Annotated in this window: 17 protein-coding genes; 14 read left to right on the top strand and 3 right to left on the bottom strand. The window is 43.0% G+C overall.

Annotated elements, in window-relative coordinates:
• Positions 1–35 precede the first annotated feature (35 nt).
• The 12 genes from HYR79_10170 (at position 36) to HYR79_10115 (ending at position 9,994) form a co-directional block, all read left to right on the top strand.
• On the top strand, positions 36–914 hold the full coding sequence (locus HYR79_10170) for a YicC family protein (GenBank protein ID MBI1822061.1): 879 nt from the start codon (positions 36–38) through the stop codon (positions 912–914).
• Positions 915–963: 49 nt separating this feature from the next.
• On the top strand, positions 964–1,602 hold the full coding sequence (gene gmk, locus HYR79_10165) for a guanylate kinase (GenBank protein MBI1822060.1): 639 nt from the start codon (positions 964–966) through the stop codon (positions 1,600–1,602).
• 5 nt (positions 1,603–1,607) lie between these two features.
• Positions 1,608–1,967, top strand: a complete 360-nt coding sequence (rpoZ, locus tag HYR79_10160) for a DNA-directed RNA polymerase subunit omega (GenBank protein ID MBI1822059.1) — start codon at positions 1,608–1,610, stop codon at positions 1,965–1,967.
• Between the two features lie 12 nt (positions 1,968–1,979).
• Positions 1,980–3,167, top strand: a complete 1,188-nt coding sequence (gene coaBC, locus HYR79_10155) for a bifunctional phosphopantothenoylcysteine decarboxylase/phosphopantothenate--cysteine ligase CoaBC (GenBank protein ID MBI1822058.1) — start codon at positions 1,980–1,982, stop codon at positions 3,165–3,167.
• Positions 3,168–3,279: 112 nt separating this feature from the next.
• A complete protein-coding gene (locus HYR79_10150; GenBank protein MBI1822057.1) occupies positions 3,280–4,503 on the top strand; it encodes a tetratricopeptide repeat protein in 1,224 nt (407 codons plus the stop codon).
• The gene (locus HYR79_10145; GenBank protein MBI1822056.1) at positions 4,500–4,859 is read left to right on the top strand and encodes a roadblock/LC7 domain-containing protein; all 360 of its coding nucleotides are present in this window, start codon (positions 4,500–4,502) and stop codon (positions 4,857–4,859) included. Before HYR79_10150 ends, HYR79_10145 begins: the two co-directional genes overlap by 4 nt.
• A 4-nt stretch (positions 4,860–4,863) precedes the next feature.
• A complete protein-coding gene (aroQ, locus tag HYR79_10140; GenBank protein ID MBI1822055.1) occupies positions 4,864–5,319 on the top strand; it encodes a type II 3-dehydroquinate dehydratase in 456 nt (151 codons plus the stop codon).
• A 62-nt stretch (positions 5,320–5,381) separates the two neighbouring features.
• A complete protein-coding gene (gene efp / locus HYR79_10135) occupies positions 5,382–5,945 on the top strand; it encodes an elongation factor P (GenBank protein MBI1822054.1) in 564 nt (187 codons plus the stop codon).
• A 35-nt stretch (positions 5,946–5,980) separates the two neighbouring features.
• Positions 5,981–6,445: an acetyl-CoA carboxylase biotin carboxyl carrier protein gene (gene accB / locus HYR79_10130; protein MBI1822053.1), complete on the top strand. Its 465-nt coding sequence runs from the start codon at positions 5,981–5,983 to the stop codon at positions 6,443–6,445.
• A 33-nt stretch (positions 6,446–6,478) separates the two neighbouring features.
• Positions 6,479–7,825: an acetyl-CoA carboxylase biotin carboxylase subunit gene (gene accC / locus HYR79_10125; GenBank protein ID MBI1822052.1), complete on the top strand. Its 1,347-nt coding sequence runs from the start codon at positions 6,479–6,481 to the stop codon at positions 7,823–7,825.
• A 14-nt stretch (positions 7,826–7,839) separates the two neighbouring features.
• The gene (gene thiE / locus HYR79_10120) at positions 7,840–8,478 is read left to right on the top strand and encodes a thiamine phosphate synthase (protein ID MBI1822051.1); all 639 of its coding nucleotides are present in this window, start codon (positions 7,840–7,842) and stop codon (positions 8,476–8,478) included.
• An 88-nt stretch (positions 8,479–8,566) separates the two neighbouring features.
• On the top strand, positions 8,567–9,994 hold the full coding sequence (locus HYR79_10115) for an HD domain-containing protein (GenBank protein MBI1822050.1): 1,428 nt from the start codon (positions 8,567–8,569) through the stop codon (positions 9,992–9,994).
• Here the strand turns inward: HYR79_10115 and bioD are convergent.
• The 3 genes from bioD to bioF are packed head-to-tail and all read right to left on the bottom strand — an operon-like array spanning position 9,991 to position 12,546.
• On the bottom strand, positions 9,991–10,662 hold the full coding sequence (bioD, locus tag HYR79_10110) for a dethiobiotin synthase (protein ID MBI1822049.1): 672 nt from the start codon (positions 10,660–10,662) through the stop codon (positions 9,991–9,993). The genes HYR79_10115 and bioD overlap by 4 nt on opposite strands.
• 5 nt (positions 10,663–10,667) lie before the next feature.
• Complete coding sequence (locus tag HYR79_10105; GenBank protein MBI1822048.1) at positions 10,668–11,399, bottom strand: SDR family NAD(P)-dependent oxidoreductase; 732 nt, start codon at positions 11,397–11,399, stop codon at positions 10,668–10,670.
• A complete protein-coding gene (gene bioF, locus HYR79_10100; GenBank protein ID MBI1822047.1) occupies positions 11,386–12,546 on the bottom strand; it encodes an 8-amino-7-oxononanoate synthase in 1,161 nt (386 codons plus the stop codon). Before bioF ends, HYR79_10105 begins: the two co-directional genes overlap by 14 nt.
• 245 nt (positions 12,547–12,791) lie before the next feature.
• Between bioF and HYR79_10095 the strand changes: the two genes are divergently transcribed.
• Together HYR79_10095 and HYR79_10090 are read left to right on the top strand one after the other, a co-directional pair.
• Positions 12,792–15,221: an ATP-dependent Clp protease ATP-binding subunit gene (locus HYR79_10095; protein ID MBI1822046.1), complete on the top strand. Its 2,430-nt coding sequence runs from the start codon at positions 12,792–12,794 to the stop codon at positions 15,219–15,221.
• Between the two features lie 282 nt (positions 15,222–15,503).
• Entirely contained in the window at positions 15,504–16,235 is a 732-nt protein-coding gene (locus HYR79_10090) for a divergent polysaccharide deacetylase family protein (GenBank protein ID MBI1822045.1), read from the top strand.
• Positions 16,236–16,252 lie beyond the last annotated feature (17 nt).

Here is a 16,252-nt window from a genome sequence, read left to right as displayed (position 1 = left end):
AGCCAAGGAAAGGTTTTGTCTCTGAATCCCCGACAATGATCAAAAGCATGACGGGTTACGGGAAAGCTGAATTTCCAATAAATGAAAGCAAATTTGATGTAGAACTCAAATCTGTCAATCATCGTTTTTGTGAAATTTCCCTATCGAATATTCCCCCGGGTCTGAGTTATTTAGAGTCGAAAATTAGAAAACTCATTGCGGCGAGATTTGGCCGGGGGCATTTTTATCTTTCTTTTCATCTTACTTCTCTATCGGAGGAGGGTTTTTCAAGAGGGCCTTTTTTTGATTTCGACGTTGTGAAACAGTGTTTTGATGCCCTGGCGGATTTAAAAAAAAAGCTCCGAATCGCGGAAGACGTGTCCTTGTCCCATCTGTTGAAGTTTCAAGATGTTTTTGTCCAAAAAAAGCCTCCCATAGACTTCAAGTCGGTGGGAGAAAATATGGATGCTCTTTTGGAAAAGGCCATGGCGGATCTCGAAAAAATGAGGACCGAAGAAGGGAGCGCCCTTGGGAAAAACATTATTTTTCATTTAGGGTTGCTTAAAAACAAGATTAAAGAAATCGAGGGATCGAGAGAATCCGTCATCCAAAATTATCAAAACCGCCTTCAAAAGAAAATCGACGAGTTGAAAGGCACGATAGAGGTAGATCCCCAGAGAATCGCTCATGAAGTGGTTTTGTTTTCGGACCGGATGGATATTTTAGAAGAAATGACAAGGTTACAAAGCCATATCGCACAGTTTTATACGATGGTAAACGGAGACGGACCTGCAGGAAGGGGAATGGACTTTTTGCTTCAGGAAATGCACCGTGAAATGAATACGATTGTTTCGAAAATCGGGGGATCTTCAGCTACAATTTTCATTAAACAAGAGCTTGAAATCCTTCGAGAACAGGTTCAGAATATCGAATAGCTTTGCGATGATTGAACGATGACACTTAAATCAAGAGGAAAACAAGGGAATGAACGAGGGGAGTAACAAACAAGGGCAACTCATTATTGTTTCTGCGCCGTCCGGCGCCGGGAAGACCTCATTATGCAAAAAAGTGGTTGAACAGGTTAAAGATGTTAAAATTTCGATTTCCTATACCACCCGGAGTTGTCGAAACGGCGAGGTTGAAGGACAGGATTACTATTTTATCGATAAAGCCCAGTTTAGAGCGATGATTGAAAACAATGAGTTTTTGGAGTACGCCGAAGTCCATGGAAACCTGTATGGAACTTCACGCAATCAGTTGATGACGCTTCAAAAACAGGGGTATGACCTTCTTTTGGATATCGACTCACAGGGAGCGATGCAATTAAAAAAAAAATATAAGGAAGGCGTTTATGTTTATATTCTCCCCCCTTCTTTTGAAATTTTAAAATCCAGGCTCATGGAAAGAAATTCCGATTCCCCGGAAGAAATTGCTAAACGATTGAAAAAAGCGAGAGAGGAAATTTGGAATTACAGGGAGTATTATTATTTAATTATCAATGACGAATTTAAAGAAGCCATAGAGGATCTAAAGTCCATCATTCTTGCGGAACGAATTAAAATGAGACGCATGAACTTTTCATGGATCGAAGAAACTTTCATTAAAGTCAAAGAAGGAGTTTAATTTAAATGTTAGATATCATATCTTTACCTATTGTGATTGAGAATAAAAAAATTGACAGCAGACACCGTTTGGTTATTATCGCGGCCCAGCGGGCAAAACAGATTATCGAGGCTCCTACGGCCCCTATCGATACAAGGTATGAGAAAGCAACGAGTGTTTCCGTAGAGGAAATCCTGGAGAACAAAGTTGTTTTCTTCACCGGTAAAGAGGCTAGACAGGCCCAAAAGGAAGCCAAAAGGGTGAGAGAGGAAGAAATGAAAACACAAGCCATGATCGCGAAAGAAGGGGAAATGGTGACTGAAATTAAAAAAGATCTCAGTGTCTATGTCGATGATTCGCTTGTTAAAGAGCCGGAAGGAGACTAGTTTGCATCGAGAATGTTAAAAAACAAACACATCATATTGGGAGTAACGGGAAGCATAGCGGCTTATAAAGCGCTTTCCCTCCTCCGCCAGTTAAAATCGACGGGTGCTTCTGTTACCGTGGTCATGACTGAATCGGCTCAAAAATTTGTGACCCCCCTCTCTTTTCAGATTTTATCCGGTCAAAAAGTCCATACGGATATTTTTCCGCCTTCCTTTGAAATGTCCCATATTACGCTGGCCGACCAGGTCGACCTTATCGTGGTGGCTCCCGCTACAGCAAACTGTCTTGCCAAAATGGCATCTGGTCTGGCCGACGACTTATTAAGCGCCTTAATTCTCGCTTCGTCTGCCCCGGTGATTCTTGTTCCCGCCATGGATGGAGAGATGTGGACAAAGCCAGTGACACGGGACAACGTAACATCTTTGTTAAAGCAAGGCTTTCAGTTTATCTGGCCGGAAAAAGGGTTGCTGGCGTCGGGAAAATTTGGGGAAGGACGGTTTGCCTCGGAGGCGGTTATCCTGAATGAGATCGAGCTTTTTTTTAATAAAAAAAGTGATTTGGCCTCAAAAAAAGTGTGCATTACCTCAGGGCCCACTCTTGAGCCCATTGATCCGGTTCGTTTTATTTCAAACCGTTCTTCCGGAAAAATGGGATTTGCTTTGGCCCAGGAAGCGCTCAATCGGGGCGCCAGGGTTACGTTAATTTCTGGTCCCACCGCCTTAGAAACACCAACCGGGATCGAGGCTATTTTTGTCGAAACGGGAGAACAGATGGCAGAAGCTGTTTCTAAGGTTTTTCCAACGGCTGATATTGTGATCATGGCCGCTGCAGTGGCAGATTTTAAAGTCGATCATCCTTCAACCGTTAAAATTAAGAAAAGTCAGGAGAAAATGGCGCTTAAACTGGTAAAAACAAGAGATATTCTCGCCGAATTGGGGAAATCAAAAGCCAAACAAATTTTGGTGGGTTTTGCGGCGGAAACGGAATCTTTTGATGAGGCCCCTTTGAAAAAACTTAAGGAAAAAAATCTTGATTTGATCGTCGCGAACAATGTGACTCTAAAAGGGGCAGAGTTTGGTTCAGATACTAATATTGTTGTGTTTTTCGACCGCGAAGGAAAAAAAGACCAATTTCCGCTTCTTTCAAAAAAAAAAGTTGCCGAGAATATTTTTGACAAAATTCTCACTTTGGCATCTTAAGAGCGCCGTCAGACACTTTCCCGAACAGGTGGGCAAGGGAGTGTAGCTTGACTTTTGAGGCAGATTTGTTATCATAAACTCATCGCAATTACTTATTATTTAAGGGAAAATTATGGCTGAAAAGCCCATGGGAATTTTATCCCCTGAAATTGAAAAGCTCAGCGAAAAGCTCCAGAAAGATCCCAATTCGAAGGTTTTTTTCAACCTTGCGGAGGAGTATTATAAAGCTGGAATGCTGGACGAAGCCTTAACCGTTTTAAGTCCAGGGTTAAAGGCGAATCCAAATTATTTAAGCGCCAAAGTCTTATTAGGAAAAATTTATTCGGACCAACAAAAAACAAAAGAATCAAAAGAAGTCTTTGAACAGATTCTTAAGATTAATCCTGACAATATTATCGCCAATAAGAAACTTTCTACAATTTATTTTAATGAAAGTTTATATCAGGAAGCGGAGAATTGTTGTAATCAAATTCTTTTCTTTAATGCCAGGGATACCGAGGCCTTAACGCTCCTTCAAAAAATAAAAGAAGCCAAACAGAGTTCTTTAAAAAAATCGGCAGGACCCAACGACGTTGTTTCTCCTCTCAAAGTTGATGAACCCATGATTTCGGCCGCGAGGAAAGAGCCGAATGATTCTTCACAAGACGGCAAGGCTTTTCCCAATCATCCCCTTGCAGCAATACCTTCCAATGAGTTCGTTTCGCAGACTCCTCTGCAAAAATCAATACCTCCACCGCCTCCCTCTGTCCCAGAACCTGTTGATTTCTTGAGCTTAAAAGGGGAAAATCTTGTGGTTTCGAAAATTTCGGAGGCCAAATCATCAAACGTTTACCCGCCGAAAGAAATCGAAAAAGGGATCAACTTTTCGGATGTTATGAAGGAGGAAGAAATTAAGCCTCCTGCAGACACCCTAAACAGGTCCGAGGCCTCAAAGGAAGGAAAAAAACCAGGCAGTCCAAAAGAAAACCAGGAGCATCTTGATACGATCGCGCTGGCTGAGCTTTACGTCAAACAGGGTCATTATGATCAAGGAATTCAGATTTACCAAAAGTTTTTGGATCAAGACCCGTATAATGAGACCCTCCGCCAACAGCTAGAAGATGCAAAGACTATTGGGAGCCTTTTGGGGATCAAAGATAAATCAAAGAAAATTGAAGAAGAAATTCTTCAAACGATTTTACCGGAGGATCCTTTAAAACAAAAACAAAGTGTTTCCAATATTTCGAAAATTTCCCCGCAAGAGGGTTCGGGGGGAAAAATGTTGAATCCGAAAAAAGAGGCAAAGATCAACCGGATAAAACAGTGGCTTGAAACCCTCAAAAAGGCACACCTATGAGTTTTTCCGAAATTTTGAAGAAAGTTGTCGAAGACGCGGACCATGCTATAGGCGCTGCTGTTGTCGCAAATGACGGAATTGTCGTTGAAGAATATAAAAAGGATCCTTCCATCGATCTTTATGTTCTGGGCGCCGAGTTTTGTAAAACCTTTAAAGAATTTAAAGAGAAGACAGATTTTCTTCAGAAGGGGTCTCCAGTCGAGTTTTCTGTTTTAACCGAGTCCCTTATTCTGATTTTTAAGAAAATAAATAACGATCATTTTTTGATTTTAGTTCTTGAATCCGAAGGAAATTTCGGCAAAGGCCGTTTCCTGATCAAACGGGAAATGGGCCAGTTGATCACCGAATTCCAATAAAAAAATGAAAAAAAAACAAATTCTCATCCTTCACGGTCCGAACCTTAATTTATCCGGTCAGCGGGAACCCGGGATTTACGGTCGAACGAGCCTTGAAGAGATCAATAAGAAAATTACTGAGGAGGCGACTCGATTGGGGGCGGACGTTAAGATCCATCAGTCAAACTCCGAAGGAGACCTCATCGGCTTCATTCAAAAGGCAATTGGGGTCTATCAGGCAATGGTCTTTAATCCGGGAGGTTATACCCACACCAGTATTGCCCTTCGTGATGCGATTTCGGCTTCTTTAATACCAACAGTTGAAGTTCATCTCTCGAACATTTATAATAGAGAAGCATTTAGGCAGCACTCGATGATCGCACCGGTTTCTATGGGTCAAATTTCAGGGTTCGGGCTTTATAGCTATCTTTTAGGCCTTCAGGCCGCAGTTTACCATCTTAATCAAACGAATCAAGCGTAGTCGTTTTCCCTTACTTAAAGCAGATATCAGAATTTACCCAATTTTAGATAAAAGGAAAGTTTATGATTTCAACCACGGATTTCAGAGGCGGGATCAAAATAGAATATAATGGAGAGCCCTACGAAATCATTGAATTTCAGCACGTTAAACCGGGAAAGGGTGCGGCTTTTGCCAAAACTAAAATGAAAAATCTCAAGACCGGAAATGTTCTGGAGCGCAATTTCCGTTCCGGTGAAAAATTTGACGCTCCCGATATTGAAGAAAAAGAAATGCAATATCTTTATGAGGAAGCGAAGAATTATTATTTTATGGATGTAAAAAATTACGAGCAATTGTTTGTCCCCGAACATCAGATGGGGGGGGCGCAAAATTTTTTGAAAGAAAACATGTTTGCTAAAATTATTTTTTATAAAGGACAGGCCTTGTCCGTTGAACCTCCTATGTTTGTGGAACTTAAAATCGTCGAGACGCCTCCCGGTGTTAAGGGAGATACCGCGACCGGGGGATCCAAGCAGGCAAAGGTAGAAACGGGAGCGTCGATTAAAGTTCCCCTCCATTTAGAGGAGGGAACCGTGATCAAGGTGGATTCAAGAACAGGAACCTATATCGAACGTGTATCGAAGTAAATTTAAAATCTAATAAACCTAAATAGGCGAAAAAAATGAACATCGACGAGATTAAAGAAATCATTGCAGTGCTGAAAAATTCCGGGATTGTAGAATTTGAGTTGGAAAAAGCCGGTGTTAAAGTGAGGATAAAAAGAGGTAAAGAGGCGTGGGTCGGCTCCAACGAAAATGACGCGAGCGGAAACAGGAACCCTTTCTCCGGGGAGAACAAGGCCGCGGGTCAAGAACGTCCTGCACAGGAGGTAAAAAACCTCCAAAACAAAACTTTAATTAAATCTCCAATTGTCGGAACTTTTTATCGATCTCCTTCTCCAGATGCGGAGCCCTATATGGAAGTCGGGAGTATTGTTAAAAAAGGCCAAATTGTCTGCATTATCGAAGCGATGAAACTGATGAACGAAATCGAATCGGAAACCGATGGAAAAGTCGTTGAAATCCTGGCTGAAAACGCGCATCCCGTCGAATATGGCGAACCTTTGTTTGTCCTTGAACCCATTTAATCGTAATTCATTCTAAAACATTAAAAGAAAAAAATGTTTAAAAAGATTTTAATAGCCAATCGTGGTGAAATAGCGTTACGGATAATCCAGGCCTGCAAGGAAATGGGGATCAAAACTGTCGCTATTCATTCGGAGGCAGATTCCTCTTCTCTTCACGTTCGGTTTGCCGATGAGGCTGTTTGTGTCGGACCGGCAGACGGCGCTCTCAGTTATCGAAATATTCCAAATGTTTTAAGCGCGGCTGAATTTACAGACTCGGAGGCCATCCATCCCGGATACGGTTTTCTTGCGGAAAGCGCGTATTTTTCAGAGGTTTGTGAATCAGCAGGCATAAAATTTATAGGTCCCTCCGCCGAGGCGATTTCTTTGATGGGCAATAAAGCGAAAGCCAGAGAAATCATGATTAAGAACGGAATTCCAGTCATTCCTGGAAGCGAAGGAAAATTAACAGGAGAAGATAACGCCGTTGAAACAGCAAAAAAAATAGGCTATCCCTTGATTATCAAGGCTTCTTCCGGTGGAGGCGGCCGGGGCATGCGGGTCGTCAACAAACCGGACGATCTCTTAAACGCGTTCCATGTGGCGCAGGCAGAGGCTCTTTCGGCGTTCGGAGACGATAGCGTTTACATGGAAAAATTTTTCCTGGAGCCCAGGCATATAGAAATTCAAGTTCTTGCGGATGAAAAAGGCCATATTGTCCATCTGGGGGAGAGGGATTGTTCGATCCAACGCCGGCATCAAAAAATTATTGAAGAAACCCCTTCTCCTGTTGTCGACGAAGCGACTCGAAATGAAATGGGTCGAATTGCCGTGGACATTGTCGATTCCATTGGATATGTCAATGCAGGGACGATTGAGTTTCTAATGGATAGTGATCAGAAGTTTTATTTCATCGAGATGAATACCCGAATTCAGGTTGAACATCCTATTACGGAAATGGTAACAGGAGTTGACCTGATTCGAGAACAAATAAAAATCGCGGCGGGACGGTCCCTGGAATTAAAACAAAGCCAAATTAAAAGAAAAGGGCACAGTATTGAATGCAGAATTAATGCTGAATCACCCGATACGTTTAAACCCTGTCCGGGCTTAATTACTCTTTTTCGCGCTCCGGGCGGTCTGGGGGTTCGGGTCGATTCCGGAGCCTATTCCGGGTATACCGTCCCGCCTTATTACGATTCTTTGATTGCGAAACTAATTGTATGGGGAGAAAATCGGACAGAAGCGATCATGCGGATGAGAAGAGCCCTGGATGAATTTATGATCGAGGGGATTCAAACCACGATTCCTTTGCATCAAAAAATATTTCAGGATCCCGGTTTTATCAAAAGCAAATATGCCACTAATTATCTGGAAAAATTATTTGCAAATTCCCACTAAAGACGAATTTTAATTTGAAAATAAATTCGAGCCTTAAGATTTGTCTGATTACGCCCCCCGATATCGGAAACCCTGATCTTTTTTATCCAAGATTTGAGGAAGCCTTGTCTCATGGAATTCGTTTTGTCCAATTTAGAAATAAGCAATTAACCAAAAAAGAGGGTTTCCGTGTTGCTATTCGATTGCGCGACCTATGCAGACAATATCGAAGTTTATTTATCGTTAATGATGAGATTGATATGGCGTTAGCTTTAGATTCTGACGGTGTCCATATCGGACAGCAAGATTTCCCCCTGGATTTAACCAGAAACCTGATGGGCCCTGAAAAGATCATCGGGGTTTCGACCCATTCTTTCCAACAGGCGACTGAGGCTGAAAGCGGTGGAGCCGATTATATCGGCTTTGGCTCAGTTTTCTCCACCGCTTCCAAAGAAAACACAGACCGGGTTGGTTTAGAAACATTAAAATTGATCAGGGATGAGGTTTCCATTCCGGTTTTTGCGATAGGAGGAATTTCCCCAACGAACGTTTCTTCCATTTTTGGCGCCGGGGCATCCGGAATTGCGGTGATTTCTTCTATATGGGATGAACCTTCTGTTGGAAAAGCCGTCGATAAGCTCAAACAGGAAATTCAAAACGTCAGTCGCTCCTGAATAAGACTATTTTCTTTTATTTTTAATTGACAAACTCTCCTAATATCTTTACCTTTAACCCAATTTTATTCAAGGAGTGTCTTTCTTGGTGAACGGTAAAATATTATTAGTCGATTCTGAAGAACCGATTCGTCATGTCATTTTAAATATCCTCAGGAACTATTCTGTTCTGGCTGTAGACTCCTCAGGGGCCGCTTTAAAGATATTAAACGAAGAACCCTTTGACCTTGTCTTAATCAATCTTCCTTTTAAACCGACCCATTCTTTATTTTTAAAAATCAAAGAACTTTATAAGGATTTACCCTGTCTTTTGTTGATATCGTTCCTGGAGGTTGAAACTGCGGTCGAATTTTTAAAGACCGGAATTTATGGTTTTATTTTAAAACCTTTCACCCGGCAAGAGATCCTCACGACGGTTGAAGAGTCGCTCTGGAAATTTCGTCTCTTAAATGAAAATGTAAGGCTTAAACTCCTTTTGCCCCTGTTCGAGATGACCCAAAATCTTGGGGTGCGGCCTGAATTTAATGATATCTTTCATCAGATTGTCAATTTGGTCATGCGGGAAACGGGAGCTGATCTGGTTTCTTTCTCCTATCATAATTTCTTAAATGATTCCGTTTTTGATGAAGTGAAAACGACCCCTGCCGGGGCACATCAAGGTATTTTTTCTTTTATTCAGTGGGTGAAGGCACATTTTAAACACCTTGAAACCCCTTTACTCATTACCGGGTTGGGGGAAGAATACCAGGACGTGGTGAACCAGATTCAATCGATTCATTACTCGTCTTTAATGGTTTATCCCTTGCGTTCCAAAAATCATTTGATGGGGTTTTTAATTTGTGGAAAAATTTCCAGAAAAAATCATTTTTTTGCAAGAGACAATGAGTTTTTTTCAATTATTGGAAACCAATTGGCAATCGTTTTGGAAAATTACAGGTTGATTGAAGAGCTTGAGAATGCCCATTTTGAATCCTTAAAAGGATTAGCCTCGGCAATTGAGGCCAAAGATGCCTATACCAGCGGACATTGTGACCGGCTGATAGAGCATTCCTTAATGTTTGCAGATAAACTGAATCTTTCAGACGAAGAGCGAAAAAAATTGAGGTATGGAGCCGCCCTGCATGATATTGGAAAAATTGGGATAAAAGAATCGATACTGGGAAAACCGGGAAAGTTGACCACCGCTGAATATGAAGAAATGAAGCGGCATCCCAAAATAGGCGCAGACATTTTACAAAATATTAATTTTCTAAAGCCGGTTACCCCTATTATATACCACCATCAGGAGTGTTACGACGGGTCAGGTTATCCTGAAGGAATTTCCGGAGAGCAAATTCCTCTGGGTTCAAGAATCGTCGCTATTCTCGATACGTTTGATGCCATGACGACAGACCGGCCCTACCGGCAAGCGGTTCCTGTCCAGAGAGCCATTGATGAACTCAATCGTTATGCCGGAAAACAGTTCGATCCTTATCTCGTTAAAATATTCACCGATTTCATTCAAGAAAAAGCCTAAATTAGCAATTGTTCCCAAAATGATTCTTCGTAAAAGCCTTTAATTTTTTTGGGATAAGTGAGTACCGGAAAATCAACGTTTTCCCGAAGGATCGTCGCATGGGTTCGAGTTGTTGAATCCTCCCTGGATTTCCTTTGATTCAGGATGATGGCGAAAATTTTTATCCCGCGGCTTTGGGCAAGGTGTACGGAAAGAAGGGTATGATTGATCGTGCCCAGTTGTTCAGACGCGATTAGAATAACCCCAAGATTTAAGGACAAGATTAAATCGGCCATGTAAAACCCCTTTAAAATCGGGACCATGAGTCCACCTGCTCCTTCTACAATCATCCAATCATGATCTAAAGCCAACCGATGGTATTTTTTTAAAATAAGCGGGATCCCGATTTTCTTTTTTTCCAACCTGGACGCGATGATCGGGGCCGCCGGGGTTTTAAACCGGTAGGGTGAGACCCATTCCAAGGGAATTTCAGATTTGGCGGCTTTTTTAAGGAGCGCTCCATCGGAGCGATCGTCCCGGACAATTCCGGTTTCGATCGGTTTCATGACCCCGACCCGGAAACCTTTTCGGGTCAGGAAACGAGCCAAATGACAGCCAAAATAGGTTTTTCCTACAGACGTGCCGGTCCCTGTGATGAAAATATTCCGGTCTGGCCCTAAAATTCCCATTGAGCTTACACCAGTCTGCTGTCGAGGTTAAAAACCTGTCCTGAAACATGATTCAGTCTTGACAGAAAAAAGATAAATCGGCCAACCTCTTCAAGGGTCGAAGGTTTTTGCAAGACATTTTCACGAAGGATCCGGGCCCGTTTTTTTTCCTCGATTTTCAATCCCATAGCCGTGGGAAGAAAACCGGGTAAAACCGTATTGGCCTGAACTTGATCTGGCCCCCACTCCTTTGCTGCCGATCGGGTCAAACCGATAACTCCCGCTTTTGAAGCTGAGTAATTGGCCTGTCCAATCCTCCCGGTTAAGCCGCTCCGCGAAGCGATCGTAATAAAGTGTCCTCGTTTGTTTTTTCTCATCCATCCGAAGGCATGTTTCATACAATAAAAAAGCCCTGTTAGATTGACCTGAATCACCTGATCCCACTGCGTTTCGGTCATTTTTGACAATAGGACGTCTTCAGTGACGCCCGCATTGTATATGACGGTATCGAGGTGAGACCATCTCCGCATAAGCAAATCAAACATCGCATGGACCGACATTTCGTTTTGAACATCTGCCTGGCAAACCAACCCGTTGTTTTGGGAATCAAAATATTTTAAAACGGCCTCTACAGGCGCCTTATTTTTAAAAAAATGAACGGCAACCCGGTCTTGATTTCTTAAAAACAGTTTTGTCAGCTCAAGTCCCAAACCGCCTGAACCGCCAATAATTAAAACATTTTGATTAGAGGATCCCAAGGGACTTTCCGCATATTTCAAGCTGCTTGATACAGGTATCCAAATGTTCCGGGGTGTGAGAAGCCGACAGGCTGATCCTTAAACGGCTCATTCCTTCGGGCACCGTTGGAGGCCGGATCGCGGGAATAAAGAGACCGGCGTCATATAAAGCTTTTGAGAAATCCAACGTTTTAAAAACGTCGCCAATAAGAATTGGAATGATCGGGGCGGGATTCTTTTGAACGGGAAATCCAATTTGAGCTAACCGCGTGGTAAAATAAGCTTGATTTTCTCTGAGTGTTTCGCGAAGCTTTGGATTCTGAGAGATAATTTTCAGAGAGGCGATACACATCGAAGGAAGGGCAGGGGGTAATGCCGTTGTGAAAATAAATGACTTTGCCTTATTGATTAAATAGTCAATCAGCGATTTTGGCCCTGCGACAAAAGCTCCATAAACACCCGCAGCCTTTCCAAAAGTTCCCATTTGGACGTCGATCTGGTTCTCCACCCCGAAATGTTCTGCCGTACCGCGCCCATGATCACCGAGCGTAGCGAAACCGTGGGCGTCATCCACCATGACCTTGGCGTGATACTCTTTTGCAAGCGTGACAATCTCCGGTAAAGGCGCGAGGTCGCCATCCATGCTAAAAACACCCTCTGTAACAATGAGTGTTTTTTGATCGGAGGGTTTTTTAGATAAAAGATGTTTGAGGTGATCCATGTCTTTGTGTCTGAAGATTTTGAATGTCGCCCGGCTGAGTTTGCAGCCGTCCATCAGGCTGGCATGGTTTAATCGATCAGCCAGAATGAGATCCCCCCGATCAACCAGGGTTGTCAGCAAGGCGAGATTGGCCAGGTAACCGGACCCAAAGGACAGGGCGGCCTCGGTTTTCTTAAATCTGGCTATTTCCATTTCTAGTTCCTGATGAGGCGGAAAAGTTCCTGATAACAGGCGGGAAGCGCCGCTTCCTGACCCAAATTTTTCCAAGGAGTTCTGGCCTGCTTTTATAATGGAAGGATGGTGTGAAAGACCCAGGTAATTGTTTGAACAAAAAGAGAGGCAGGGTTTTCCGTCGATATTTATGACAGGCCCTCCCTCCGGAATTTGGCAAATAAGGGACCGATAAAGCCCTTCCTGTTTTATCTTTTTCAAATTCTCGCGGAACATTTTTTAAGAATCTCTCAACTCTTTTTCAAAGTCAAATTATTTTTTGGTTTCTTTGAATCGAATAGCCTTTAAATAGCGTTTGGGTGATCCAATTTAACATTGAAATGTCTTCGGTCTGTAATCAAATCGGGGAAAAAACTTGACAGAATATTATATGTGGAGTTAGAATAAAATCATAAGGAAACGATGATCGTGCTTTAATAAAATCTTTTTTTTATATAAAGAGGTTTTCCGAAGGAGGCGTAATGTTCGAACGATTTACCGATCGTGGAAGAAAAATCATCATCCTAGCAAGAGAAGAAGCCGAGAAGCACCAGAATGATTATTTGGGAACGGAGCATCTTGTTTTGGCAGTTTTGCGTGAGGGTGATGGAATGGCTCTGGCCGTTTTAAAAAAGATGGGCCTTTCCAGCGAACAGATTCGCCTTGAAATAGAGCGAAATCTCCCGGGTGGCGGAAGCACCATGACGTTCGGCGAGATTCCGTTTACTCCGCGGGTTAAAAAAGTTTTAGAATACGCAATGGAAGAGGCGAAATTACTGGGGCATAATTATATCGGAAGCGAACATCTTCTTTTAGGTTTGTTGAGAGAAGAAGAGGGGATTGGCGGAAAAATTCTTCGGAGTTTGGGGTCGAATCTTTTAACCGCCCGACAGTTGACGATTAATTTACTGCGCAAGGCCTCGCCGCGAGAAAAAGATAAAAAAAGCAATACGCCTGCATTGGATGAATTTGGCCGCGATTTGACGCAGTTAGCCAGCGAGGCGGGCCTTGATCCTGTCATCGGAAGAGCAGATGAAATTGAACGTCTTCTGCAAATTTTAAGCCGAAGAACCAAGAATAACCCGGTTTTAATTGGAGAATCCGGCGTCGGAAAAACAGCGATAGTCGAAGGGTTGGCCCAGCGGATTATTGCCGGTGAGGTGCCGGATAACTTGTTGAATCAGAGGGTGATTGCTCTGGATTTAGGGTCTCTCGTAGCGGGGACGAAATATCGGGGTCAGTTCGAAGAACGTTTGAAAGTGGTCATGAAAGAAATCATGAACGCTGGAAACGTGATTATTTTTATCGACGAGTTGCATACTTTGGTTGGAGCGGGCGCCGCGGAAGGGTCAATCGACGCTTCTAATATGTTGAAACCGGCATTGGCCAGAGGTGAGGTCCAGTGCATTGGAGCGACTACGCTCGACGAGTATCGGAAACATATCGAAAAGGATGCCGCGCTTAAAAGACGTTTTCAACCGATTTTTGTTCAGCCTCCGACCTCCGAGCAAACCATTCAGATTATTCAGGGCTTAAAAGACCGATACGAAGAGCATCATGGCGTTAAGATTACAAACGACGCGGTGGTAGAAGCGGTTCGTTTATCCGATCGTTATATCACCGATCGATTCCTCCCTGATAAAGCCATCGACGTTATCGATGAAGCGGGTTCAAGAGCAAAACTGATTAACTATTCTCAACCTCAGGAAATTCGCAATATTGAGAATGAAGTTAAACGGGTCGCTAAAGATAAGGACCTTGCTATTAAGCTTCAAAACTTTGAGGAAGCGGTTAGATTAAGAGAAGAGGAAGAAAGACTCAAGCGTCTTCTTGAAGATTCCAAGAAAGAGTGGAAAAAAACACAGGAAAAGAACAAACCAAGCATTACGAAGGAAGAAGTCGCTTATGTGGTCTCCAAGATGACAGGTGTCCCGCTGTTCCGTTTGGAAGAAGAAGAGACCAAGAAACTGATCCATATGGAAGAGGAACTCCATAAGAGGATTGTGGGGCAGGATGAAGCGATTTCCGTGGTTTGTAAAGCGATCCGGAGATCTCGTGCCGGGCTCAAGGGTGAAAGGCGTCCGATTGGATCTTTTATATTTTTAGGGCCAACCGGAGTCGGAAAAACAGAACTTGCAAGAACGTTGGCCAAGTTTATGTTTGATGATGAAGACGCCTTAATCCGGATTGATATGTCTGAATATTCTGAAAAATTCAGCAGTTCACGATTAATGGGCGCCCCTCCAGGATATGTGGGATATGAAGAAGGGGGGCAACTGACTGAAAAAGTGAGACGTCGTCCGTACTCTGTGGTTCTATTTGATGAAATTGAAAAGGCTCACCCGGACCTCTTTAATGTTTTGCTTCAGGTTTTGGATGATGGTGTTTTGACAGACAGCTTAGGCCGGAAAGTTGACTTTAAAAATACCGTTCTAATTATGACCTCTAATTTGGGCGCCCGGATGATTGAGAAAAGTTCGACATTGGGATTTCAAAAAACTACGGATGATGAGCAGGAGAAGAAAATTAAAGATGGCATCATGAGCGAGCTGAAAAGAACTTTTAATCCTGAATTCTTAAACCGCCTCGATGAAATGGTTGTCTTCCACCAGTTGGATAAAAAACATCTAATTAAAATTATCGATATCCTCATTGAAGAAGTCAACCAGAGAATTGCTGTCAAAGGAATCCACCTGGAGGTGACTCCGGAAGTGAAGCAGTGGTTGGTGACGGAAGGATACGAACCGAACTATGGCGCCAGACCGATGAGGCGGAGCATCCAAAGAAAAATTGAAGATCCTCTTTCTGAAGAAATTTTAAAGGGAAGATTCAAAGAAACGAAAAAAATTAAGGTTCTTCTAAAAGATAACGCGCCGGTTTTCATCGAAGATGAAGTAATGGCGGAAGTTTAAAGGCTATTATATTCAGGGGCCCGTGTGATGCTTCGCATTCTCCGATGCCCCCGAACCCCGCGTTCCGCACCGGCCAAGCCGGTTGCCTCACTTCTTTTATTTAAAAACAGGTTGAAAACACACGTTCAGCTTTCTGGGCGTGTGTTTTTTTTTATCGTTGACCAAACGTTCTGATCAGTGGCGAAAAAAAAGAAAAATAAAATACGGTTTTGGATATTTCTAGGAATTTCTTTGGGGTTCTCGGTCTTTGTGACAAACCAATTCTTAAATAGAATCCAGAGGGTGGAACGACCGGAACGCCATGAAAGAAAGGTTCACCCCGAAACCGGTTCGGTTTCTAAACCTTTGGTCGGGCACAGGGATAAAGTTGCTATTTTAATTGACGACCTTGGGGCGAATATGAAAGCCTATAAAAGATTAAAGGCGATGGACCCTCATTTATCCTACGCGATTTTACCTTTTCAAGCCTATTCGAAAAAAATCGCAGAGGACGCGCACGCCAACCATTTTGATGTCTTACTCCATCTTCCAATGGAATCTGAAGGGAGGGAAAACCCCGGAAAAGGAGCGATTTACCATAACATGACAAAAGACGCGATCTTAAGCCAAACCCGTTCAGACATTCATGCCCTTCCGTATATCCAGGGTGTGAACAACCACATGGGGTCTAGAATTACTTCGAACCGGGGGGAGATGGAGGTTATCTTAAATGAGGTGAAATCGCAAAACCTGTTTTTTGTCGATAGCCGAACAACGGCCGAAACCGTAGCCTTTGAGGTGGCCGAAGAAATCGGGGTCAAGTCAGCCGAACGGCAGGTCTTTCTCGATAACGATGATAATCTTGAAGAGATCAAAGGAGAGTTAAACCGATTGATCAAGCTGTCCCATCAACACGGGACGGCCGTTGCCATCGGTCACCCCAGGCGAAACACGATGAAGGCTTTAGGTGAATTTTTGTCCCATCTTGATCAAGAGGGGATAGATGTCGTACCCATTTCAACGTTAGTCAGGTAAGGATTTAGAGCTATAAA

This window comes from Nitrospirota bacterium, assembly GCA_016178585.1.
Taxonomy (GTDB): Bacteria; Nitrospirota; Nitrospiria; order JACQBW01; family JACQBW01; genus JACOTA01.
This window is presented reverse-complemented; position numbering and strand designations above follow the sequence as displayed.

Coding starts and splice junctions, on each gene's coding strand:
- HYR79_10170 (MBI1822061.1), top strand. CDS start 36: ATGATCAAAAGCATGACGGGTTACGGGAAAGCTGAATTTCCAATAAAT.
- gmk (MBI1822060.1), top strand. CDS start 964: ATGAACGAGGGGAGTAACAAACAAGGGCAACTCATTATTGTTTCTGCG.
- rpoZ (MBI1822059.1), top strand. CDS start 1,608: ATGTTAGATATCATATCTTTACCTATTGTGATTGAGAATAAAAAAATT.
- coaBC (MBI1822058.1), top strand. CDS start 1,980: ATGTTAAAAAACAAACACATCATATTGGGAGTAACGGGAAGCATAGCG.
- HYR79_10150 (MBI1822057.1), top strand. CDS start 3,280: ATGGCTGAAAAGCCCATGGGAATTTTATCCCCTGAAATTGAAAAGCTC.
- HYR79_10145 (MBI1822056.1), top strand. CDS start 4,500: ATGAGTTTTTCCGAAATTTTGAAGAAAGTTGTCGAAGACGCGGACCAT.
- aroQ (MBI1822055.1), top strand. CDS start 4,864: ATGAAAAAAAAACAAATTCTCATCCTTCACGGTCCGAACCTTAATTTA.
- efp (MBI1822054.1), top strand. CDS start 5,382: ATGATTTCAACCACGGATTTCAGAGGCGGGATCAAAATAGAATATAAT.
- accB (MBI1822053.1), top strand. CDS start 5,981: ATGAACATCGACGAGATTAAAGAAATCATTGCAGTGCTGAAAAATTCC.
- accC (MBI1822052.1), top strand. CDS start 6,479: ATGTTTAAAAAGATTTTAATAGCCAATCGTGGTGAAATAGCGTTACGG.
- bioD (MBI1822049.1), bottom strand. CDS start 10,662: ATGGGAATTTTAGGGCCAGACCGGAATATTTTCATCACAGGGACCGGC.
- bioF (MBI1822047.1), bottom strand. CDS start 12,546: ATGTTCCGCGAGAATTTGAAAAAGATAAAACAGGAAGGGCTTTATCGG.
- HYR79_10095 (MBI1822046.1), top strand. CDS start 12,792: ATGTTCGAACGATTTACCGATCGTGGAAGAAAAATCATCATCCTAGCA.